A 20,596-nucleotide genomic window follows, 5' to 3' on the forward strand; every position below is an offset into this window, starting at 1 on the left:
CCGTCGGGCGTTCCGGTCGGGGCGGTTGGCGGTTGTCGGTTGGCCGGTTGCCGCTGTCCGCTGCCCCCCCCCGTCGGTGGTTCGCTCTAGAATCCCGGTCATGGCCCTGACCATGAGCGAAGTGGACCGGTTCGAGGCGGCGCGACCCCGTCTGGGGGCCATCGCCTACCGCCTCCTCGGCTCGGCCAGCGAGGCGGAGGACGCCGTACAGGAGACCTACCTGCGCTGGCAGGCCGCCGACGTCGAGCGCATCGAGGTCCCCGAGGCCTGGCTGACGAAGGTGCTCACCAACCTGTGCCTCAACCAGCTCACCTCGGCCCGCGCACGGCGTGAGACCTACGTGGGCCAGTGGCTCCCCGAGCCGCTGCTCGCCGGGGACCCGATGCTCGGCCCGGCCGACACGGCCGAACAGCGCGAGTCGGTGTCGTACGCGGTGCTCGCCCTGCTGGAGCGTCTCTCCCCCAACGAGCGGGCGGTGTACGTGCTGCGGGAGGCGTTCGACTACCCGCACCGGGAGATCGCCGCGATCCTCGACCTCACCGAGTCCGCCAGCCAACAGATCTTCCACCGCGCCAAGAAGCACGTCGCGGAGGGCAGGACCCGCACCGAGATCGACGAGGCCGCCGCCCGGCGGATCATCGACGAGTTCCTGGAGGCCGCGACCAGCGGCCGCACCGAACCGCTCGTGCGGCTGCTGACCCAGGACGCCGTCTCGATCGGGGACGGCGGCGGAAAGGTCCCGGCCCGCGCCAAGGCGTTCGAGGGCGCCCTCGCCGTCGCGAAGTTCCTGCGGGGCCTGTTCAAGCCCGGCGAGGCCAAGCGCGCCCTGGTCGGCGAGTCGATCGAGATGTACGCCGCGACCGCCAACGGCGGCCCCGCCGTCGTGGCGGTCGTCGACGGACGGGTCATCGGCGTCATGTGCCTGGAGGTCAACGACGACGGCATCGCCGCGGTCCGCAACCAGGTCAACCCCGACAAGCTCGAACGCGCGACCGAGCAGTGGGTGACCGCCGACCACGGCGAACCCTTGATCGTCGCCTTCTGAGCCCGCTCTGAGCCCGCCCTGAGCCTGGTCTGAGCCTGTTGGGAGCCCGTTCTGGGCGTCCTTCGGCCTCGCTCTGGCCTGTTCTGAGGTCGTTTCGATCCGATCTGGACCGTTCCGGCCTCCCTCGGTATCGGTGTGAGCTGCTTCACATCCCATACCTGTCAGGAAACGGCGGGCCGCCCGGTTCAGGAGGCGAAGCCGCTCAAGACAGGGAGCAGAGATATGCAGCAGCACCGCATCATCGTCCTCGGAGCCGGATACACCGGAGCCATCGCCGCGGGCCGCCTCGCCCGGCGGCTGCGCCCGGAAGACGTCACCGTCACCCTCGTCAACGCCGAAACCGACTTCGTCGAGCGTGTCCGTATGCACCAGCTCGCGGTGGGCCAGGATCTCGCACCCCGGCCGCTCGACGAGATGTTCGCGGGCACCGGCGTCGAGCTGAAGGTCGCGCGGGTCACCGGTGTCGACGTCGACCGCAAGTCCGTGGCCGTCGTCGACGCGAACGGCACCGAGGAGCTGGCCTACGACACCCTCGTGTACGCCCTCGGCAGCGGCTGGAACGACCAGGGCGTCCCCGGCGTCGCCGAGCACGCCCACCAGATCGCCGGCCGCCCCGGGGCGCTCCGCCTGCGTGAACGCCTGGCCCAGCTCACGGCCGGGCAGCCCGTGGTCGTGGTCGGCGGCGGTCTCACCGGCGTGGAGGCGGTGACCGAGATCGCCGAGGCCCGCCCCGACCTCGACGTGTCCCTCGCCGCACACGGCGGCCTCGGCGACTGGCTCTCGCCCAAGGGCAGCGGGCATCTGCGGAAGGTCTTCGGCCGGCTCGGCATCACCGTGCACGAGCACACCGCCGTCACCGGCGTCGAGGCCGACCGGATCACCACCGGCGACCGCGGGTCGGTACCGGCCGCGGTCACCGTGTGGACGACCGGCTTCGCCGTCCACCCGATCGCGAAGGCCACCGCCCTGGAGGTCACCGACACCGGCCGGATCGTGGTCGACGGCACCATGCGCTCGGTCTCACACCCGGACGTGTACGCCGTCGGCGACGCGGCCATCGCGAACGGCGTCGGCGGCAAGCCGCTGCGGATGTCGTGCGCCTCGGGCGTCCCCATGGCGTGGCAGGCCGCCGACGCCATCGCGGCGCGCCTGACCGGCGGGAAACTCCCGGACACGCCGCTGCGCTACTTCAACCAGTGCATCTCGCTGGGGCGCAGGGAGGGCCTGATCCAGTACGTCACCGGCGACGACCGCGCCGTGCGGGCGGCCCTGACGGGACGGCTCGCCGCCGTCTACAAGGAACTGATCTGCAAGGGCGCGGCCTGGGGTGTCGCCAACCCGGTGCTCGGACCGTCCCGCCGCCGCCGCGTCGTGCGCGAGCAGGAGGCCGCGGCGAACACGGGAGCTCCGGTGAGCTCGCCCGTCCCGACCGGCTCACCCGTCCCGACCGCTCCGGTGGGCTCGACGGGCCCGGGGGTCAAGGCGTCGGCATGACGCGCACCCGGACCGGGCGCCGTCACCACCCGGGCGGCGCCCCCGCGGTGCCGCCCGCGTCGTGTGGGCGTCGCGCGGTTCCGGGACGTACGACCCTTCCTGTGGACTGAGCAGAGGTGGGTCCTGCTCAGCCGCACGCCCCGGACGGTCTTGGGCGCACTGGTTACCGGCGTACTCGACCCCGGGGCAGCGACACGCATCCGGTGCGTGGTCCGAACCCGGGAGGCCGGCTCCCGCACGACCTGGACATATGGATACGGCCAAAGGTGACGGGGAGGCCCCGAGTCATCTCGCTGGTGGAGCCGGGGGCCCCGCACACCGGCGCCGTACCCGGCGTCCCAGATCGCACGGTCACCGTAGCCCGAACGACCCATCGCGCCGCAAGCCCAGAAGCCGACCATCGCACGATCGAGCTGAAACGACGTTATGCATGCTCCAGAGCGAGCAGCTGACAACCCCGCGCCGGCCGGTGCCCGAGCGGTCAGTCGGAACCGCCGGGCGCCCCGTTCGCGGCCCGGTGGTATTCGGCGTTGATGCGCTGCGCCTCCTCGAGCTGGTCCTCGAGGATGACGATGCGGCAGGCGGCCTCGATCGGAGTCCCCCGGTCGACGAGTTCGCGGGCGCGGGCGGCGATCCGCAGCTGGTAGCGGGAGTACCGGCGATGTCCGCCCTCCGAGCGCAGCGGGGTGATCAGCCGCGCCTCACCGAGGGCTCGCAGGAACCCCGGGGTGGCTCCGATCATCTCGGCTGCCCGGCCCATCGTGTATGCGGGGTAGTCGTCGTCGTCCAGACGATCACCGAGAGGGTTGTCCGTTGTCATGTCACCTCGCTGTGCAACGCGTCGAGGGGCCCTGGTGCCGTACGGCACCAGGGCCCCGAGGGAAATTCAACACCATCCGTCGGCCTTGCCGCTGTGCCGACCTTCCGTTACCGCCGGTCGGCCCCTCCGGCCAGGGGCCGCCGGGAGCCGTCCGTGGCGCTCCGCGCGACCCTGCCGCACCAGCGGCAGACGGAAGCGAGAGACCGTACTCAAGCCGAAGCCCTCACGCTCTGGTGACGAGACGGACCCTCCGGGAGGAAACGTCCGGAATGCTGGAGGCCTGACCCCGGTCTCAGCAACGGCATAAAATGTGCTCTCATGTCGAACCCCGATGAGCTGCTCGTCGCCATCTCCGCCGCGGTGGAGTCCGAGCCGAGCAATCAGATGTCGCTGACCGTGGTCGTGGGCGGCGCCGTCATCACCGGCCGGCTGGCGCCGGAGGCCGTGTGGAGAGAACGGGTGGCGGAGGTCCTGAAGGACTCCGACCGGCTCGGCCCGTTCTCCGAGATCTTCGCCAGTGACCCGCGACAGGGCAGGACCGTCGGCGAGGCGCCCACGCACCTGCACTTCCATCTGGCCCGCATCCTGCAGGGCAACCTGGGGATCCCCGAGGCGGGCGGCATGTACCGGGTCGCGATCAAGGACGTCGGCGCGTGGACCGTGGGCGACTTCAGCTACTTCGACCGGTGAGCCGCGGGCCCGTCCGCGTGTCATGAGGAACATGTCATGAGGAACATGTCATGAGGAACATGTCCTGAGGAACGTGTCCTGAGGAAGCAGAGCGGCGGCCGACGGTCACGGAACCGCGCACCGGACGGATCAGTGGCAGAGGGCGAGGACGACGTCCCGCAGTCGGATCCGGTCCGTGTACGCGGAACTGTCGCGGAAGGCGGCGAGCCCGGCCAGGGTGACCATGCCCGTGCTCTGGTCGTCGCCGTCGCACACGGTCAGGTACGCGACACGGGCGCCTGTCATGACGGCCAGGGCGACCTCGACGGTCATGTCGTCGCTGACCCGGGGCGGGCGCGCGTCGACGCCGTCCGCCATGGTCTTGGTCAGGGCAGTGGGCGGGCCTGTGGGCAGGGCGGTGGGCGCGGGGGCGGGGCGTGCCGTGCGGTACTGCGTCTGAGCCGGCGTCAAAGGTGCCTCCTGCGTGCGGTGTGAGGGGTGCTGCGGGGTGTGGGTCGGGTGCGGGGCGTGCCGGGGGCGCGCCGGGGCCCGGGGAGAGCGCTGCCTCCCCGGGCCCCGGCGGCCGGCACCGGTCTCAGGCGGCCGAGTCGAGGTCGGGCCGCCGCGGCGTCCGGCGGCGTACCGCCGCGACGACCGGCCGCCCCTGGCCGGGGCGGCCCCGGCGGCCCCGGGACGGCGACGACGAGCGGCGGGGACGTTCCACCACCGGCGCGGTGATGACGACCGGGACGCCGGACGGGGTCCGGGCTCCGGTGATACGGCTCAGCTCCGCCTCGCCCGACCGGACCGGGGTGACGCGCGCGTTGATGCCGGCGTCGGCCATCAGCCGGGTCATGCCGCGGCGCTGGTGGGGCAGGACGAGGGTGACGACGGTGCCGGACTCGCCGGCGCGGGCGGTGCGGCCGCCGCGGTGCAGGTAGTCCTTGTGGTCGCCGGGCGGGTCGACGTTGACGACGAGGTCGAGGTTGTCGACGTGGATGCCGCGGGCGGCGACGTTGGTGGCGACCAGGACCGTGACGTGACCGTCCTTGAACTGGGCCAGGGTGCGGTTGCGCTGCGACTGGGACTTGCCGCCGTGCAGGGCGGCCGCGCGGACCCCGTTTCCGAGCAGGTGGCCGGTCAGCCGGTCCACCGCGTGCTTGGTGTCCAGGAACATGATCACTTTGCCGTCCCGCGCCGCGATCTCGGTCGTCGTCCGGTTCTTGTCCGCGTCGTGGACGTGCAGGACGTGGTGATCCATCGTGGTCACCGCACCGGCCGACGGGTCCACGGAGTGGACGACGGGGTCGGTCAGGTAGCGGCGCACCAGCAGGTCCACGTTGCGGTCCAGGGTGGCCGAGAACAGCATCCGCTGCCCGCCCGGAGCGACCTGGTCGAGCAGGGCGGTGACCTGTGGCATGAAGCCCATGTCGGTCATCTGGTCGGCTTCGTCGAGGACGGTGACGGCGACCTGGTCCAGCCGGCAGTCACCTCGGTCGATGAGGTCCTTGAGGCGTCCCGGGGTGGCGACGACGACTTCGGCGCCGCCGCGCAGCGCGTGCGCCTGCCGGCCGATCGGCATGCCGCCGACGACGGTGGCGATGCGCAGGCGCACGGCGCGGGCGTAGGGGGTGAGGGCGTCGGTGACCTGCTGGGCCAGTTCCCGGGTGGGGACGAGGACGAGGGCCAGCGGCTGGCGCGGCTCGGCGCGCTGTCCCGCGGTGCGGGCGAGCAGGGCGAGGCCGAAGGCGAGGGTCTTTCCGGAGCCGGTGCGGCCGCGGCCCAGGACGTCCCGGCCGGCCAGCGAGTTCGGCAGCGTCGCGCCCTGGATCGGGAACGGCACGCTCACGCCTTGCTGGCCGAGTGCGGCCAGCAACGGTTCCGGCAGGGCGAGTTCGGCGAACGACTCGACGGCCGGCAGCGCGGGCGTGACCGTCTTCGGCGGCGCGAACTCGGCCGACGCGGTCTGCCGGTTTCCATAGCCGTGGGAGCGGCGCGAAACACCGGAACGGCCGGTGGCGGCGCTTCCTCGGGATCGGCCGTATGTGCGGGTCGTGCGGTCGCGATTCATGCGGGATCTCCTCGATGCGGGCACGTATCAAGGAATTCCCGCAGCAAAGTGAACGGCGCTGAGAATCGCGAGAACGAGCCGGTGACGACAGGGCGGAATCGCCCTGGAAAACAAAACGAGCTGGGGCCCGCACCCCCAGGTGCGGGCCCCAGCTGCGAAGAACGCGTCTGTGCCGGTGTCAGGCGATGACGATGTTCTCGGCCGTCGGGCCCTTCTGGCCCTGGGCGATGTCGAACGACACCTTCTGGCCCTCGAGCAGCTCACGGAAGCCCTGGGCAGAGATGTTGGAGTAGTGGGCGAAGACGTCGGCGCCGCCGCCGTCCTGCTCGATGAAGCCGAAGCCCTTTTCAGCGTTGAACCACTTCACGGTGCCAGTAGCCATTGTGTTTCTCCTTCGGAGACGGTGTCAGGAATACGCCCTGTGCGGATTCCGTGTCGCCGTGATGATCAGCCGTCGGAAAGACCTTCTGGCAACCACACCTGCAACTGACAACGACAGTAGCACGTCGTGATCGGCCCTGTGCGGCGAATAACTTCGAGCCGTTCGCGACCCCAGAAATATTCCAGGGGCGCTGCGGCCATTTCTCATTTCGCCAAAACAGATATTGCCCTCCCGGGCCATGACGTTGTGGGCCCGGTGCACGGGCGGGCCCGGTGCACGGGCGGGCCCGGTGCGCGGGGTGCTCGACCGTGGGCCGGTCGGCGCGGACGCTGTCGAGGTGGATCGTCCGCTTGCGCACCCCGCGGCCGAGCGGGCCCTGGTGTCGAGCGGCCGTGATGCAACCATGTTCTCCGCGGTCTGCGGCCCGCGGCCCGCCCGAAATGACGACCGGAACACACTCCTGCGAAGCCCGCGCACTGCTCCGATAACATGTTCGAACTCGCGACGAACGCCCCTGCTTGTCCGTCCCTCTACCGGAAGGGCAGGCCGGACAGCGCGAAAATACCTGTTCAGCCCACATCTCACACACTGGTCAGACAATTGATATCTATGCCATCACGGGTGTTCTCGCGAATAAAGGGCAGCGTCGCGTCCTCCTCGTGGCGCCGGCCGCAGGCCGTCCTGTGGGCGGCGGCCGGTGTGGCGGCGCTCGGACTCTTTGTCGTGCTGGAGTTCGTCGCGCGTCACTACGGTCTGCCGGGGCCGATCACCAGTCAGGCGCGTGAGGTGATATTTCCGCCGAAATCGGGCGGACTGCTGTACGCCAGCATGGCGTTGATGCTGGTGGTGGTGGACTGGCGGCAACGGTTCATCGCGGTCGGCGCCGCGATCGGCATCGACGTCGGCTTCCTGCTGGTCCGGTGGGCGGCCGGCATCGAGGTGACGGAGGGTCACCCCTTCGGCAACGGGGCGCTGTGGGTGACCCTGGGCTGCGTGGTCGTCGCGCTCACGCGCCGCACCGGCCGTGACCGCGCCCTCCTGCTGAAGGGCGCCGGGCTGGCGCTGCTGCTGATGGCCGGCCGCAAGACCGGGGACACCTGGCTGCTCATCACCTCCACCACCCGCCCGACGGTGCTCGACCAGTACGTGGCGATCGCCGATCACGCGCTGGGCAACCCGTCGTGGCTCGTGGGACGGGCCGTCACGGCCACCGGCGCGATCGGCTTCAACGTCCTGGACTTCGTCTACGGCCAACTGCCGGTGGCCGCGGTCCTCGTCGCGCTGTACCAACTCCGGAACGTGGCGGCCGAGCGCCGCTTTCCGCGCCATCATCTGGTGCGCACGTTCCTGGCGATCGGTCTCCTCGGCCCGGGCATCTACATGATCTTCCCGGTGGTCGGACCGATCTTCGCCTACGGCGACGGCAGCGAGCACTGGGCCGCGGTCAGCCTGTGGCAGGAGTCGCACCCCAGCGTGCAGTGGGCGGTGGCCGATCTGTGGCCGACGACGCCGCCGCCGATCGGCCCCCCGCACCCGATGCCGTTCGACGGGGTCACCCCGCGCAACTGCATGCCCAGCCTGCACACGGCTTGGGCCACCGCGATCTTCATCCACACCCGCAGGGGCCCGCGGACGCTGCGGTACGCCGGCGCGTTCTGGCTGGTCGCCACGCTCGCCGCGACGCTGGGGTTCGGCTTCCACTACGGCGCGGACCTCCTCGCCGGCGTGGTGTTCACGCTCACGATCGAGGGAGCCCTGCGCGCCCACGACCGAGGCTGGGACCGGTCGGGCGTCCGGCTGGTCGCGTACGGGACGACGGTCTTCGCCGCGCTCCTGCTGTCGTACCGCTACCTGCCGCTGGAGATGGCCCGGCACCCGTGGTTCTACGGACCGCTCCTCGTCCTGGCGATGGTCTCCGTCATCTACGCCTACCTGCGCACCATCGAGGCGTGGCGGCCGAAGCCGGTGCTGCCCCGCCAGGCGGAACCACAGGAGCACGCCTCCGCGGTGAAACCGCTGTGACGTGCGCCTCGGGCTGAAGCCTGAGGCGCTCCGCTCCCGGTCTTACCGGCGCTTCGCAGGTCGGACCGTGGTCCGCTTGCGGAGTACGAGGCCGACGAGCAGGGCGCCGGCGAGGGCGACGGCACCGGCGGTGACCATGCCCGCGTGCAGGCCGCCCAGGATGTCGGCGCGGGACGGGACGGCGCCCGACGAGAGGGCGTCGGTGCGGGCGGCGGCGATCGCGCTCAGACCCGAGACGCCGATCGCGGCCAGGTACTGCGGCAGCTGCGACAGCCCGCCGACGACGCCCTGGTCCTCCTCGGTGACTCCGGTGGTCATCACGGTGATGAAGGAGACGACGCTGAAGACGTGGCCGAGTCCCATCACGGAGGACGTGACGAGCAGGGCGGCCAGGTCCACGTCCTGGGGCAGGGCGAACATCGCCACCGTGCCGGCACCCTGGACGAGCAGGCCCGCGGCCAGCACCCGCACCCCGCCGAACCGGCCGAGCAGCCGGGCGACGTACATACCGCCGAGCGTGGCGGCGGCGCCCTCGCCGAGGTAGCTCAGACCCGCCTGGAGGGCGGTGAAGCCCAGCACGTCCTGCATGTACAGGCTCAGCAGCACGGTCGTGCCGGCGCACATGCCGAAGGTGATGACGCCGAACAGCCCCGACCACTTCACGGACGGCCGGTTCAGCACGGACAACGGCACCAGCGGCTCCGGGTGGCGCCGCTCGACCAGCAGGAACGCGACCAGCAGCACCAGGCCACCGACGATCGGGCCGAGCGCCGCGGGCTGCGTCCAGCCCTCGTCACCGCCGGTGGAGATGCCGTAGACCAGACCGAACAGGCCGAGCGTGGCCAGGATCGCGCCGGGGATGTCCATCCGGCGGGCGGCGCCGGACTCGTGGATCGCCGGCAGGGCCAGCGCGCCGGCCAGCGCCAGCGCTCCCATCACGCACAGCGCGACCATGGTCCAGCGCCAGCTGAAGCCGTTGGTGATGACACCGCCGCCGAGCGCGCCGAACACGAAGCCGAGCGACATGACGGCGCCGTTGAGGCCCAGGGCGCGGGCACGCTTGGGGCCCTCCTGGAAGTAGCCGGTCATCAGGGCGATGGCGGACGGGGCGATCATCGCGGCGGCGGTGCCCTGGCCGATGCGGGCGGCGATCAGCATGCCGGGGCTGTTCGCGAGGGCGGCGCCGAGGGAGAACAGGGTGAAGACGGCGACGCCGAGGGTGAACAGCCGCTTGCGGCCGATCAGGTCGGCGACCCGGGCGAACAGGGGCAGCAGGCTCGCCGACGGCAGCAGGCTGGCGGTGGCCACCCAGCCCAGGGTGCCCGCGGAGGAGAAGCCGAGGGCGGTGCCGATGTCGGGCAGGGCGACGGTGACGATGGAGAAGTCCAGGCCGCACATGAAGGTGGCGCAGCACAGGGTGATCAGCGCCAGCCACTCGTGTGTGCCGAAGACGGCGCCGTCGGCGGCGGGTTCGGGCGGTGCGGCGGCCTCGCGCGTCGCGTGGACGGGCGGTGAGGATTCGGTGACGGCCATGAGGGGTCCTTCCTGGTGTCTCGCTGGCTGTCCCAGCGTCGAATGGGCGGACCTGCGCAACAAGGACGATCTGTGCAACGATCGATTCGCCGGGCTCATCGTTCGAGGTCGCAGGCGTGAGGAGGTGCGGGAGAACCGGTCATGGAACGCCAGGAGATCGAGATTTTCCTGACTCTCGCGGAGGAACTGCACTTCGGGAGGACCGCCGAGCGGGTGGGCGTCTCGCAGAGCCGGGTCAGTCAGACCATCGCCCGGCTGGAGCGCCGGATCGGCGCCAAGCTGTTCGACCGCACCAGCCGTCAGGTCGTGCTCACGCCCATCGGGGAGCAACTCGGGGACGATCTCGCGCCGGCGTGGCGGGGCGTCGAGGAGGCGGTCGCCCGGGCCATGGCGGCCGGGCGGGGCATCACCGGCTCGCTGCGCATCGGTTTCTCCGGCGCGTTCACGGGCCATCTGCTGCACAGCATCGCCGAGGGGTTCGGACGCCGGTACCCGGATGTGGACGTGCAGATCCGGCAGGTGCAGATCTCGGACCCGTACGGTCCGCTGCGCACCGGGGACGTCGAGCTCCAGGTCACCGAACCCCCGCTGGCCGAGCCGGATCTGACGCTGGGTCCGGTGTTGGTGTCACAGCCGAGGGTGCTGCTGATGGGGTCCGGGCATCCGTTCACGCGGCGGGCGACGGTGAGCTTGGAGGACCTGGCGGAGGCGACGCTGCTGACGGTCGCCGGGAACGTGCCGACGCACTGGCTGGACCACCACTTCCCGCGGCAGACGCCGTCGGGTCGGCCCATCCCGCACGGGCAGGCCATGACGCACTGGGAGGACGCGCTCTCCCTGGTTCTCGCCGGCAAGGGCGTGACGCCGGTCGCGGCGGCCGGCGCGCACTACTACAGCCGTCCCGGCCTGGTCTTCAGGCCGTTCTCGGACGCGCCGGACATCGACTACGCCTTCGTCTGGCCCACCGGCCACGAGACGGCGCGGCTGAGGGCGTTCGTCCAGGTGGCCATGGAGCGGGTCCGCGCGGTGGGCGGCCCCGCACGGGCCGTGGAGAGCCTGTGGACGGGCGGCGGGACGGGCGTCTGAGGTCATCGACCCGGGTGTGGGGCGGTGGCACGGCCGTCCGGCAGGATGAGTCCCTGTGACCCGCATATCCGAGACCCGCGGCACCGCGGCCGCCGACCCGCTGCGGACCCGGCTGGCGGCGGCCTGCGCCGCGGCGGCGACCGTCGGCGCGGGGCTGGGGCTGCGGGCCGTGGCGGCAGGGGACGTGGCCAAGTACGGCGGGGACGCGCTGTACACCGTCCTGCTGCTCACGCTCGTCGTCGCCCTCGCGCCACGGGTGACGCCCCTGACGGCCGCCGGCGGCGCGCTGGCCGTCAGTTGGGCCGTCGAGTTCCTCCAGCTCAGCTCCGTGCCGGCGGACCTCTCCCGGCGCAGCGCCGTCGCCCGCCTGGTGCTGGGCTCCACCTTCAATCCCCCGGACCTGCTCTGGTACGCGGTCGGCGCGGTCGCGGGCTGGAGCGTCCACACGGCGCTGCGGGCCGCCCGCGCGGGTCGCGCGGGCCGCGCGGGCGGAGGCCCCGGCCCTGGCCCCGGCTGAGCCGTCCGTCGGGGCGGCCGCTGCTCAGCGCAGGGCGCTCTTCTGCTGCCATTCGGCCCACGACAGGTTCCATGTGCCGAAGCCGTTCCCGGGCGCCACCACGCCCTTGGTGTCCTTGCCGGTGATCTCGAACGGGTCGCCCGGCCGCACCTGCCCGTACAGCCAGGCCGCGTTCGCGTCGCTCATCCCTATGCACCCCGAACTGTGGTTGGCGGAGCCGAAGAAGCGGGCGTTCCACGGCGCGGCGTGCGCGTACATGCCCGACCAGGTCAGCCGCATCGAGTAGTCGACCATCTTGTCGTAGGCGTTGCCCAGGCCCACCGTCTCGGAGTTCATGTTGATCGTGCCCTCCTTGGCCATGAGCACGGCGGTGCCGCGCCAGGAACGCTTGTCACCGCCGGGCGTGCCGCCGGAGACCGGTATGCGCCGCACCGTCTCGCCGTTCCGCTCGAGGGTGAGCTGGTGGCTGTCGAGGTCGACCTTGACGATCTGCCGGGCGCCGACGGTGAAACCGGTCGTGTAGTCGCGCACGAACCAGCCGCCGTCCGGGCCCGAGTCGGTGCCGTTCAGCTCGGCGTTCAGCGTGACCTTGGTGCCGGGCTTCCAGTACGCCTCGGGCCGCCAGTCCACCCTGTCCCGGCCCGACCAGTCGCGCAGCCATCCCCAGGACCCCGTGGTGCCGTTCGAGGTGGTGATCTTCAGCTGCTTCTCGACCTCGGCGCGGTTCTTGACGGGACGGTCGAAGACCAGGGAGATCGGCTGGGCGACGCCGACGGTTGCACTGCCGCCCGGTCGCCAGTCGACCTTGTTGACCTGGTCCGCCGCGGCCGTGGTGAAGGCGGCCTTCGTGCTCCCGGCGGTGCCGCCGCCGTCGGTCCGGGTCGCCGCCGTCACCGTGTACGCCGCGCCGGGCACGGCCTTGCGGTCGGATACCCATGAGCGGCCGTCGGCGGCGACCTTGCCGGCGAGCCGGTGGCCCTCGGCGTCGGTGACGGTCACCGAGGTGAGCCGGCCGCCGGAGGCCGTGACCGTCACGGGCCGGCCCGCCGGCGCCTTCCCTCCCGCCGGTGTGACGGTGACCGTGACCGGGCGGTCGGGGCCGTCGGCGGAGCCCGACGGTCCCTTGGCGTCGGAGCCGCTCGGGCCGGCGTTCGACGAACAGGCGGCGAGCGGCGTCAGCAGGGCGGCCACGACGGCGGCCACGGCGGCGGCCCGGACGCGGGCATGGGCGAATACGCGTATGCGGGGCAACAGGACCTCCGGGATGCACGGGAACGGAGTCGGTGACTCGGTGACGTCGTGACTGTAGAGCTGGAAAACCCGAGGTCAGCGGCGCCGGAGCAATGTGATGGCGTCTGGTGAGGAACGGTCATGGTCCCGTCACATTCACCGTGCGGAGCGGTCATGGGCCGCTGTGAGCCTCTGCTGTGTCCCCGCGACAGGTCCGGGGGAGAAGGAGAGGGCTCAGACTGTGTCAGCGCTGCTCGTGCCGCCCAGCCGTGTGTGCCAAGCCCGGGACCGGGGCGTGTCGTTGCGCCCCGTCACCGCCGGGACCTACCGCGCCTTCCTCGCGTCCCCCGACGGCGCGGCCCTCGGCGCCGGCTTCCTCCAGTGCCCGTCCTGGGCCGACGTCAAGGAGGGCTGGCGTGCCCAACTCCTCGGCTGGGGACCGGATCCCGAGGCGGGCGCGCTGACCGGGGTCGCTCTGGTGCTGCTGCGGCAGTTCCCCGGCACCCGCAAGTACTTCGCGTACCTTCCCGAAGGCCCTGTCGCCGACTGGAACGACCCCGACGTCGACAGCTGGCTCGGCCTGCTCCTCGAACACCTGCGCCGCGCGGGCGCGTTCGCCGTGCGCATCGGCCCGTCGCCCGCCTACCGGCGCTGGGACGCCGCCCGGCTCAAGCCGCTCACCGGTCCGGGCCGGCGCCTGGGCGACGTCCTCGCCAGCGAGGTCGACCCGCTCGGCGCCGCCGTCGCCGAACGGCTGCGGGCCCGGGGCTGGCGCCGCTGCGGCGACGACGGGACCGGCGAGGACGGCGACGCCCAGCCCCGCCACGTCTTCCAGGTGCCGCTCGCCGGACGCACCCCGCAGGACCTGTGGTCCGGGCTCAACCAGGAGTGGCGGCGCAATGTGCGCCGGGCCCAAAGGGAGGGCGTGGAGGTGGTGGTCGGCAGCGCGGCGGACCTCCCCGAGTTCCACCGGCTGCTCGGGATCACCGAGCGGCGCGACGGCTTCCGGCTGGGCCGCTCGCTCGCCTACTACGAGCGTCAGTACGCGGCCCTCAACGCCGAGGAACCGGGCCGGATGCGGCTCTACCTCGCCCGTCACCGGGGTGAGGTCCTGGCCGCCCACACGCTGATCACGGTCGGCCGACGGGCCTGGTACCAGACCGGCGCCTCCGCCGACCACCGCCGCGAGGTCCGGCCCTCCAACGCCCTGCAGTGGCGCATGCTGCTGGACGCCCACGCTCTCGGCGCCGATGTCTACGACATGCGCGGGGTACCCTCCACTCTCGATCCCGACGAACGTGCGTACGGACTGCTGCGCTGGAAGCTCGGCACCGGGGGACAGGTCGTCGAGACCCTGGGGGAATGGGAGAGACCGATGACCGGCAGCGCCAACCATGCGCTCCACCGCGCCTTCCAGGCGTACCTGAACCGCCGATGAAGCGGACGCCGATACCCGCCGAAGCGACCGACGCGGGGAGCGCGAAGGCGACGGAGACCACGGGCGCGACGGAAGCGACGGGCGCGACGGAAGCGACGGGCGCGACGGAAGCGACGGGCGCGACGGAAGCGACGGGCGCGACGGAAGCGACGGGCGCGACAAAGACGACGGGCGCGACAAAGACGACGGGGGCGACGGGGACGACAGGGGCGACAGGGGCGACGAAGACGGCCTCCGCGGGACGCAGCAGCGCCGTGATGGCCGCCGGGTCCGTCGTCTCCCGCGCCACCGGCTTCGTCCGCTCCGCCGTGGTCGCGGCGGCGGTGGGCACCATCGGGCCGACCGCCGACGGTTACGCCGTAGGCAACGCCCTGCCCACGATCGTCTACATGCTGCTCCTCGGCGGCGCGCTCAACGCCGTCTTCGTGCCCGAACTGGTCAAGGCCGCCAAGGAGCACGACGACGGGGGCGCCGCGTACACCGACCGGCTGGTCACCGTCTGCGTCGTCGCCCTGCTGGCGATCACCGCGGTCGCCGTGTGGGCGGCTCCCGCGATCGTCGACGCGTACACCGACTACACCGGCCCGCAGGCGGCCATGACCACCGCGTTCGCCCGCTACTGCCTGCCCCAGATCTTCTTCCTCGGGCTGTTCACCCTGCTGGGACAAGTCCTCAACGCACGGGGCCGGTTCGGCGCGATGATGTGGGCGCCGGTCCTGAACAACGTCGTCGTCATGGCCGTCTTCGGCGGGTACCTGGCCCTGGCCCTAGGCGGCGGTGACACGCTCACCGCGACCGAGACCGCCGTGCTCGGCTGGGGCACGACCGCCGGCATCGTCGTCCAGGCGCTCGCCCTCGTGCCCGCGCTGCGCGCGGCCCGCTTCCGGTGGCGGCCCCGCTTCGACTGGCGCGGCAGCGGACTGACCCGCCCGCTGCGCTCGGCCGGCTGGCTGGTGCTGCTGGTGCTGGCCAACCAGGCCGCGTACTGGGTCACCACCCGGCTGGCCACGACCGCGGGCAGCGAGGGCGGCCCCGGATACGGCGCGTACAACAACGCCTATGTGCTGTGGGTCGTCCCGCACGGCATCGTCACCGTCTCCGTGGTGACCGCGCTGATGCCCCGGATGAGCGCGGCCGCCGCCGACGGGGACACCGCCGCCGTGCGGCGCGACGTCTCCCACGCCCTGCGCGTCAGCGCCTCGGCCGTCGTCCCCGCCGCCTGCGCGCTGTTCGCGCTGGCCCAGCCGGTGATGGCCCTCGTCTTCGGGTACGGCAGGACCAGCGCCGACGACACGGTCGCCATGGCGGGCATCCTGATGGCCTTCGCGCCGGGACTCGTCGCCCTGTCGGGCCAGTACGTGCTGTCCCGCACCTTCTACACGCTCTCCGACACCCGTACGCCGTTCCTGCTCAACCTCGTGATCGTCGCCCTCAACGCGGCACTGTCGCTGGCCGCCGCACACCTGCTGCCGGCCCGCTGGGCGGTGACCGGCATGGCGGCCGCGTACTCGCTGGCGCTGTGCGCGGGCTGGGTGCTGACCGGCCTCGTGCTGAGCCGCCGGCTGGCCGTCGCCCACCCCCTGCGCTCGTCCGCCGTCGGCGCGCACGGCCGGCTGCTGCTCGCCGCCGTCCCCGCCACCGCCCTCGGCCACCTGGCGGCGCTCGGCGCGGCGGCGGCGGGCTCCCTGGCCGCCGCAACTGCGGGCGCGGTCGTCGTCGTCCTCACCTTCGCCCTGCTCGCCCGTCCGCTGCGGCTCGCCGAACTCGAGACGCTGCTGCGCGGCCTGCGCCTGCGCCGGCGCAGGCGACCGCGCCGGACCTGACCCGAGCAGACCGGACCGACCACGACCCGACCACCATCGAGGGAGAACCGCCGATGCCCCGCGTGCTCCTCATCGAGGACGACCCCTCCGTACGCGAGGGGGTCGAACTCGGTCTGCGCCGCCGCGGCCACGAGGTACGGGCGGCCGCGACCGGCGAGGCCGGCCTCGCCGCGCTCGCCGAGTTCCGCCCCGACCTGTTGCTGCTGGACCTGATGCTGCCCGGCATGAACGGCGTGCAGGTCTGCCGGCAGGTCCGCGAGCGCAGCCAGCTGCCGATCATCATGCTCACCGCGCGCGGCGACGACTTCGACGTCGTCATCGGCCTGGAGGCGGGCGCCGACGACTACATCGTCAAGCCCGCCCGCACCGAGGTGATCGAGGCCCGGATCCGGGCCGTGCTGCGCCGCCTGGACGACGGCGGCCCGGGCCGCCCGGCCATCGAGGTGTACGGCGCGCTCACCGTCGACCGGACCGGACTGACCGTCGCCAAGAACGGCCGGCCGCTCGCCCTCGCCCCCTCGGAGCTCAAGCTGCTGCTGCACCTCAGCGCCGCCCCCGAGCAGGTCTTCAGCAGGCAGCAACTGCTGGAGCACGTCTGGGAGCACAGCTACCACGCCGACGCCCGGCTGGTCGACGCGTGCGTGGCACGGCTGCGCGGCAAGATCGAGGACGAGGCCGGCAGCCCGCGTTACGTCCAGACCCTGCGGGGCTTCGGGTACCGCTTCGGGCCGCTGTGACCACCGGCCTCCGCCGCGACCGACCGCGCCTCGACGACGACGGCGACGAGCGACGTGGCGGCACGCCCGCCGAAGAGCGTTCGCGGTCGCGGGTCAGGGCGTTCGGCCTGCGCACGCGCCTGCTGCTCGCCTTCATGCTGGTCGCGGCCGTCAGCGCCGGCACGACGGCCGCGCTGACCTACCGTGAGGCCCGCAACGCGCTGCTGGAGACCGCCCAGGACACGGCGGTCACGTCGTTCCGCGACCAGGTCCAGCAGACGGGCTTCTCGCTGCCCGTGCGGAGGGAGGGCCTGCAGGAGGTCCTGCGGGACATCGCCCGCAAGGGCAAGCCGCACCCCTGGGTGGTGTTCGCCGAGTACGGCTCGCTGCGCGCCTCCTCGGGAGAGAACCCCGTCTCCACCGTCATCACGCCCGAACTGCGGCGCGCCGCGACGGCCGACCCGCACGGCAGCTTCGAGCGGGTCGTCAAGGACGGCGTCCCCTACCTCACCATCGCCATGCCCACCGTCTTCAAAGCGAGCGCGTCGAGCGTGCTGCCCAGCGGTCTCGTCCTGTACGCCGTCATGCGGATGACCGACGAGCAGCTCAACGTCGACGCGCTCCTCACCGCCGCCCGGGACGGCGCCCTGCCCGGCCTCGTCGTCGCGCTGATCCCCGCCCTGCTCGCCGCCCGCAGCGTGCTGCGCCCGGTGCGGGAACTGAGCCGGGCGGCCCGCAGCATGGGCAGCGGCAGACTCGACACCCGCATCCCGGTGCGCGGCAGCGACGAACTGGCGGACCTGGCACGCACGTTCAACGAGTCGGCGGCCCAGCTCGAGCGTTCCGTACGGGAATTGCGTGCGGCAGAGGAACGCGCCCGTCGGTTCGCCTCCGACGTCTCGCACGAACTGCGCACCCCGCTCGCCGGGATGCTCGCCGTCACCGAGGTCCTCGACGAGGACGCGGACGGCCTGGACGCCGACACCGCGCGGGCCGTACGGCTGGTCAGCGCGGAGACCGGAAAGCTCGCCGTGCTCGTCGAGGACCTGATGGAGATCTCCCGCTTCGACGCCCGCGCGGCCGAACTGAACACCGACGAGGTCGACGTCGCCGAGGCCATCGGCAAGACGCTGCAGCACCGGCACTGGACCGACGGCCGGGTCCGCGTCGAACTGCCCGGCGGCATCCGGGCCCGCCTCGACCCGCGCCGCTTCGACGTGGTGGTCGCCAACCTCGTCGGCAACGCCCTGCGGCACGGCGGCGCGCCCGTCACGGTGCGCCTGCGCACCGAGGAGCGTCCGCCGGGCCCGCCCGTGCTGGTCACCGAGGTCGCGGACAGCGGGTCCGGCATCCGCCCCGAGTCGCTGCCGCACATCTTCGACCGCTTCTACAAGGCCGACGCGGCCCGTACCCGCTCGGCGGGCAGCGGCCTGGGACTGGCGATCACCCAGGAGAACGTGAAGCTGCACGGCGGAACGATCCACGCGGGGAACCTTCCGGGCGGCGGCGCCGTCTTCACCGTCGAGATACCGCTCCAGGCGGAGGAGGCCGGCGGATGAGGCGTGCGCGGATGCGCTGGCGTGCCGCGGCCGTCGCGGTCGCTCTCGTGCTCGGTGCTCCGCTGCTCGGCGGCTGCGGCATCCCGGAGACCGACGTCATCGAGGCGGGCGGTCCCGCCACCGTCCAGGCCTTCCTCACCCACAGCACCGACGTACTGCTCTTCTTCCGCTCCCCCGACGGCGGGGTCCGCCCCGTGATACGGACGATCAAGGTCTCGACCGTGACCGTCGGGGCGGGTTCGGCGGACGAGAGTTCCGGCACGCCGTCGGCACCGATGCCGACGGAGAAGCTCGTCATGATGCTGCTCGCCGGCCCGCGCGAGGAGGACCGGGCCGCCGGCCTGGACACCGCCCTCCCCGCCGCGCTCCCCGGCGTGCCGGTCCGGATCGGGCGCCCGACGGCCGGCAGGGCCACGGCCCGCATGCCCCTCGCCCTGGACGCCCTGGCCGCCACCGCCCTGCGCCAGCTGACCTGCACGATCGCCTACAGCCTGGACGCCGACGGCCGGACCGTCGTCGAGTTGACGGGACAGGACGGCGCGACGACGTCCGGCACCTGCGGACTCGCCCCCGGCAGCGCCGGCGCGGATGCCGTCACCCGCTGACGAGCGCGCCCGCGGTCACCGCTCGCCGGCGGGCGGCCCCGCCTCGGCGTCGGGGTCGGTGTCGGGGTCGGGGTCGAGGTCGGCGTCGGGGGACGTCCACCGTGCTCCGGTGCGCAGCCGGAAGGCGGCGACGGCGGCCTCCAGGGTGGGGAAGAAGTGCCGGGCGCCGATGGCGCCGGTCAGTCCGTACCGCTCCAGTTTGCGCCGCACCGGGTCCTTGAGCTCGGCGAACACCAGATGCACGCCCCGGGCGTCGAGGACGCGGCGGAGCCCATGACCTCGCCCCGTCGGCGAGTTCGCGCACGAGGCCGGCGCACTCGCCGATCAGGTTGTCCGCCCCGACCTTGAAGCCGAGCAGCTTGGGCAGCCATGAGCGCGAGCACCGACGCCAGGGCGACGGCGCGGTCCGGGTCCCCGTCGGCCGCCACCAGGGGCAGCACGGTGGCGGCGGTCATCGGCCCCAGCGAGGAGTCGGGGCCGAGCACCAGGATCCGGGACGGCCCGCACACCGCGTACCCGAGCAGGCAGAGCATCGTCGTGTACAGGCCGGTGATGGGCGGCAGGCCCGCCAGCTCGGCGTACGCCATGCCCTGCGGCACCAGCAGCATGGTCAGGACGACCCCGGCGACCAGGTCCTTGACCAGCCACTCGCGCCGGTAGGACGACACCGCGCGGATGCCGGGCACGCCACCACGGGGAGGACGGCCCGCGGCCGGTGTGCCGGCTCGTCACGGGCCGTCCTTCCGTTCACCGCGAGCACCGACCGGGTCGGCGCGGGACGGTGATCGGCGGCCCGGGATGCGACGCCTTGCGGTTACCAGGCGAGGGCGTCCGCCGCGTTGTCCTGCCAGTAGGTGACGGTGGCGGCGCTGTTGAAGAAGACACCGCCGTTCGGCAGGTTCAGGGTCTTCTCCTGGTCCGTCGCGTGGCCCTTCCGGTCGGCGAGGAACACGCCGAGGGTTTTCTCCGTGGCGCCGCCTTCGCCGTCGGGGGAGTAGGTCAGGATGCCCGCGTACGCGCTCTGGCCGGGCTTGAGCGTCACCACGGCCTGCGGCGTGCTCTCGTCGGCCCACGGCAGTACGGCCTGGGCGTCCGCGCCGGCCCGCAGGTAGGGGGCGCTGTACGCGTAGCAGGACTTGGTGCCCGTGTTGGTGGCCTTGAGCAGCAGGTGGCTGAGGGGGCGTGCCGCCTCGGTGACCGTCAGCCTGGTGTTGGCCGTGGTGCAGGTGACGATCGAGGAGGCCTCCTTCGTGGCGGCGGTCGCGGTCTGCCCGGCGGCCTGGACGCCGACGAGCGCGAGGGCGGCGGCGACGACCACGGAGGAGGCGGAGGCGCGGCGGGAGACGGAACGAGGAGCGGTACGCATGAGGAACTGCTTTCTCCAGTACGCGACGTGCCGCTGGGCACGCCGGAAGTGCGGTCTGCGCAGGCGGAGTTGCGCGGGCCCGATCACCGGGTCCGGCGAGATGCCGTGCTTGGATGGCCCAAGCCTGTGCCGTGCGGCGTCCCATCCGCCATTCCACCGGGATTTTCGGGATGACGGGATGCGCGAACCGGCTCTCACCTGGAGAAACGTGAACCTCCTG

At 72.5% G+C, this 20,596-nt stretch carries 19 protein-coding genes and 1 pseudogene; 11 read left to right on the forward strand and 9 right to left on the reverse strand.

All coding sequences use genetic code 11. The annotated features are described in order from the left end of the window. Positions 1 to 100: 100 nt before the first annotated feature. Entirely contained in the window at positions 101 to 1,045 is a 945-nt protein-coding gene (locus QA802_RS21980; RefSeq protein ID WP_334525403.1) for an RNA polymerase sigma-70 factor, read from the forward strand. Between the two features lie 222 nt (positions 1,046 to 1,267). Next, positions 1,268 to 2,539 carry an NAD(P)/FAD-dependent oxidoreductase gene (locus QA802_RS21985; protein WP_334525406.1) on the forward strand — a complete coding sequence of 424 codons (1,272 nt, stop codon included), beginning with the start codon at positions 1,268 to 1,270 and terminating at the stop codon, positions 2,537 to 2,539. Between the two features lie 481 nt (positions 2,540 to 3,020). Here QA802_RS21985 and QA802_RS21990 read toward each other — a convergent pair whose 3' ends face one another. After that, positions 3,021 to 3,359 carry a helix-turn-helix domain-containing protein gene (locus tag QA802_RS21990; protein WP_319165949.1) on the reverse strand — a complete coding sequence of 113 codons (339 nt, stop codon included), beginning with the start codon at positions 3,357 to 3,359 and terminating at the stop codon, positions 3,021 to 3,023. Positions 3,360 to 3,677: 318 nt separating this feature from the next. Between QA802_RS21990 and QA802_RS21995 the strand changes: the two genes are divergently transcribed. Beyond that, positions 3,678 to 4,049: a GvpU-like protein gene (locus tag QA802_RS21995; RefSeq protein ID WP_334525409.1), complete on the forward strand. Its 372-nt coding sequence runs from the start codon at positions 3,678 to 3,680 to the stop codon at positions 4,047 to 4,049. Between the two features lie 129 nt (positions 4,050 to 4,178). Here the strand turns inward: QA802_RS21995 and QA802_RS22000 are convergent, their stop codons facing one another. The 3 genes from QA802_RS22000 to QA802_RS22010 form a co-directional block, all read right to left on the reverse strand. After that, a complete protein-coding gene (locus QA802_RS22000) occupies positions 4,179 to 4,499 on the reverse strand; it encodes a CBS domain-containing protein (protein WP_443042161.1) in 321 nt (106 codons plus the stop codon). Positions 4,500 to 4,623: 124 nt separating this feature from the next. Beyond that, a complete protein-coding gene (locus QA802_RS22005; protein ID WP_334525412.1) occupies positions 4,624 to 6,099 on the reverse strand; it encodes a DEAD/DEAH box helicase in 1,476 nt (491 codons plus the stop codon). 178 nt (positions 6,100 to 6,277) lie between these two features. Next, positions 6,278 to 6,481 carry a cold-shock protein gene (locus QA802_RS22010; protein ID WP_057577987.1) on the reverse strand — a complete coding sequence of 68 codons (204 nt, stop codon included), beginning with the start codon at positions 6,479 to 6,481 and terminating at the stop codon, positions 6,278 to 6,280. Positions 6,482 to 7,090: 609 nt separating this feature from the next. On the opposite strand from QA802_RS22010, the gene QA802_RS22015 reads away from it, so the two are divergent. Continuing rightward, positions 7,091 to 8,503: a phosphatase PAP2 family protein gene (locus tag QA802_RS22015; protein ID WP_334525415.1), complete on the forward strand. Its 1,413-nt coding sequence runs from the start codon at positions 7,091 to 7,093 to the stop codon at positions 8,501 to 8,503. 42 nt (positions 8,504 to 8,545) lie between these two features. On the opposite strand, the gene QA802_RS22020 is transcribed toward QA802_RS22015, so the two are convergent. Continuing rightward, positions 8,546 to 10,036 carry an MFS transporter gene (locus tag QA802_RS22020; protein ID WP_334525418.1) on the reverse strand — a complete coding sequence of 497 codons (1,491 nt, stop codon included), beginning with the start codon at positions 10,034 to 10,036 and terminating at the stop codon, positions 8,546 to 8,548. Between the two features lie 141 nt (positions 10,037 to 10,177). Here QA802_RS22020 and QA802_RS22025 point away from each other — a divergent pair, with 141 nt between their 5' ends. Continuing rightward, entirely contained in the window at positions 10,178 to 11,122 is a 945-nt protein-coding gene (locus QA802_RS22025) for a LysR family transcriptional regulator (RefSeq protein ID WP_334525421.1), read from the forward strand. A 55-nt stretch (positions 11,123 to 11,177) separates the two neighbouring features. Further along, positions 11,178 to 11,639 carry a ribosomal maturation YjgA family protein gene (locus QA802_RS22030; protein ID WP_443042162.1) on the forward strand — a complete coding sequence of 154 codons (462 nt, stop codon included), beginning with the start codon at positions 11,178 to 11,180 and terminating at the stop codon, positions 11,637 to 11,639. A 24-nt stretch (positions 11,640 to 11,663) separates the two neighbouring features. Here QA802_RS22030 and QA802_RS22035 read toward each other — a convergent pair whose 3' ends face one another. Beyond that, the gene (locus QA802_RS22035; protein ID WP_334525424.1) at positions 11,664 to 12,890 is read right to left on the reverse strand and encodes a L,D-transpeptidase; all 1,227 of its coding nucleotides are present in this window, start codon (positions 12,888 to 12,890) and stop codon (positions 11,664 to 11,666) included. 220 nt (positions 12,891 to 13,110) lie between these two features. Between QA802_RS22035 and QA802_RS22040 the strand changes: the two genes are divergently transcribed. The 5 genes from QA802_RS22040 (at position 13,111) to QA802_RS22060 (ending at position 19,010) form a co-directional block, all read left to right on the forward strand. After that, positions 13,111 to 14,307: a lipid II:glycine glycyltransferase FemX gene (locus tag QA802_RS22040; RefSeq protein WP_334525427.1), complete on the forward strand. Its 1,197-nt coding sequence runs from the start codon at positions 13,111 to 13,113 to the stop codon at positions 14,305 to 14,307. After that, positions 14,304 to 16,130, forward strand: coding sequence for a murein biosynthesis integral membrane protein MurJ (gene murJ / locus QA802_RS22045; protein ID WP_334525430.1), 1,827 nt, complete (start codon positions 14,304 to 14,306; stop codon positions 16,128 to 16,130). Before QA802_RS22040 ends, murJ begins: the two co-directional genes overlap by 4 nt. Before the next feature lie 53 nt (positions 16,131 to 16,183). Next, positions 16,184 to 16,867 carry a response regulator gene (locus QA802_RS22050; protein ID WP_334525433.1) on the forward strand — a complete coding sequence of 228 codons (684 nt, stop codon included), beginning with the start codon at positions 16,184 to 16,186 and terminating at the stop codon, positions 16,865 to 16,867. Between the two features lie 134 nt (positions 16,868 to 17,001). Next, positions 17,002 to 18,405, forward strand: a complete 1,404-nt coding sequence (locus tag QA802_RS22055; RefSeq protein ID WP_334534796.1) for an ATP-binding protein — start codon at positions 17,002 to 17,004, stop codon at positions 18,403 to 18,405. After that, positions 18,402 to 19,010 carry a hypothetical protein gene (locus QA802_RS22060; protein ID WP_334525437.1) on the forward strand — a complete coding sequence of 203 codons (609 nt, stop codon included), beginning with the start codon at positions 18,402 to 18,404 and terminating at the stop codon, positions 19,008 to 19,010. Before QA802_RS22055 ends, QA802_RS22060 begins: the two co-directional genes overlap by 4 nt. A 15-nt stretch (positions 19,011 to 19,025) precedes the next feature. Here the strand turns inward: QA802_RS22060 and QA802_RS22065 are convergent, their stop codons facing one another. From QA802_RS22065 to QA802_RS22075, 3 genes and pseudogenes are all read right to left on the reverse strand, one after another. Continuing rightward, on the reverse strand, positions 19,026 to 19,220 hold the full coding sequence (locus QA802_RS22065; protein ID WP_334535215.1) for a hypothetical protein: 195 nt from the start codon (positions 19,218 to 19,220) through the stop codon (positions 19,026 to 19,028). 70 nt (positions 19,221 to 19,290) lie between these two features. Beyond that, positions 19,291 to 19,742: pseudogene (locus tag QA802_RS22070) on the reverse strand (SulP family inorganic anion transporter); the annotation flags it as partial. An 82-nt stretch (positions 19,743 to 19,824) separates the two neighbouring features. Next, on the reverse strand, positions 19,825 to 20,376 hold the full coding sequence (locus tag QA802_RS22075; protein WP_334525439.1) for a DUF4232 domain-containing protein: 552 nt from the start codon (positions 20,374 to 20,376) through the stop codon (positions 19,825 to 19,827). Positions 20,377 to 20,596 lie beyond the last annotated feature (220 nt).

It is taken from the genome of Streptomyces sp. B21-105, assembly GCF_036898465.1.
Classification (GTDB): Bacteria; Actinomycetota; Actinomycetes; order Streptomycetales; family Streptomycetaceae; genus Streptomyces.

What these genes read in the sequence shown, in the direction of transcription:
- QA802_RS22010 (WP_057577987.1), bottom strand. Translation starts at nt 6,481, where the DNA reads ATGGCTACTGGCACCGTGAAGTGGTTCAACGCTGAAAAGGGCTTCGGC.
- QA802_RS22050 (WP_334525433.1), top strand. Translation starts at nt 16,184, where the DNA reads ATGCCCCGCGTGCTCCTCATCGAGGACGACCCCTCCGTACGCGAGGGG.
- QA802_RS21990 (WP_319165949.1), bottom strand. Translation starts at nt 3,359, where the DNA reads ATGACAACGGACAACCCTCTCGGTGATCGTCTGGACGACGACGACTAC.
- QA802_RS22025 (WP_334525421.1), top strand. Translation starts at nt 10,178, where the DNA reads ATGGAACGCCAGGAGATCGAGATTTTCCTGACTCTCGCGGAGGAACTG.
- QA802_RS22015 (WP_334525415.1), top strand. Translation starts at nt 7,091, where the DNA reads ATGCCATCACGGGTGTTCTCGCGAATAAAGGGCAGCGTCGCGTCCTCC.
- QA802_RS22075 (WP_334525439.1), bottom strand. Translation starts at nt 20,376, where the DNA reads ATGCGTACCGCTCCTCGTTCCGTCTCCCGCCGCGCCTCCGCCTCCTCC.
- murJ (WP_334525430.1), top strand. Translation starts at nt 14,304, where the DNA reads ATGAAGCGGACGCCGATACCCGCCGAAGCGACCGACGCGGGGAGCGCG.
- QA802_RS22055 (WP_334534796.1), top strand. Translation starts at nt 17,002, where the DNA reads ATGCTGGTCGCGGCCGTCAGCGCCGGCACGACGGCCGCGCTGACCTAC.
- QA802_RS22060 (WP_334525437.1), top strand. Translation starts at nt 18,402, where the DNA reads ATGAGGCGTGCGCGGATGCGCTGGCGTGCCGCGGCCGTCGCGGTCGCT.
- QA802_RS21980 (WP_334525403.1), top strand. Translation starts at nt 101, where the DNA reads ATGGCCCTGACCATGAGCGAAGTGGACCGGTTCGAGGCGGCGCGACCC.
- QA802_RS21995 (WP_334525409.1), top strand. Translation starts at nt 3,678, where the DNA reads ATGTCGAACCCCGATGAGCTGCTCGTCGCCATCTCCGCCGCGGTGGAG.
- QA802_RS22005 (WP_334525412.1), bottom strand. Translation starts at nt 6,099, where the DNA reads ATGAATCGCGACCGCACGACCCGCACATACGGCCGATCCCGAGGAAGC.
- QA802_RS22020 (WP_334525418.1), bottom strand. Translation starts at nt 10,036, where the DNA reads ATGGCCGTCACCGAATCCTCACCGCCCGTCCACGCGACGCGCGAGGCC.
- QA802_RS21985 (WP_334525406.1), top strand. Translation starts at nt 1,268, where the DNA reads ATGCAGCAGCACCGCATCATCGTCCTCGGAGCCGGATACACCGGAGCC.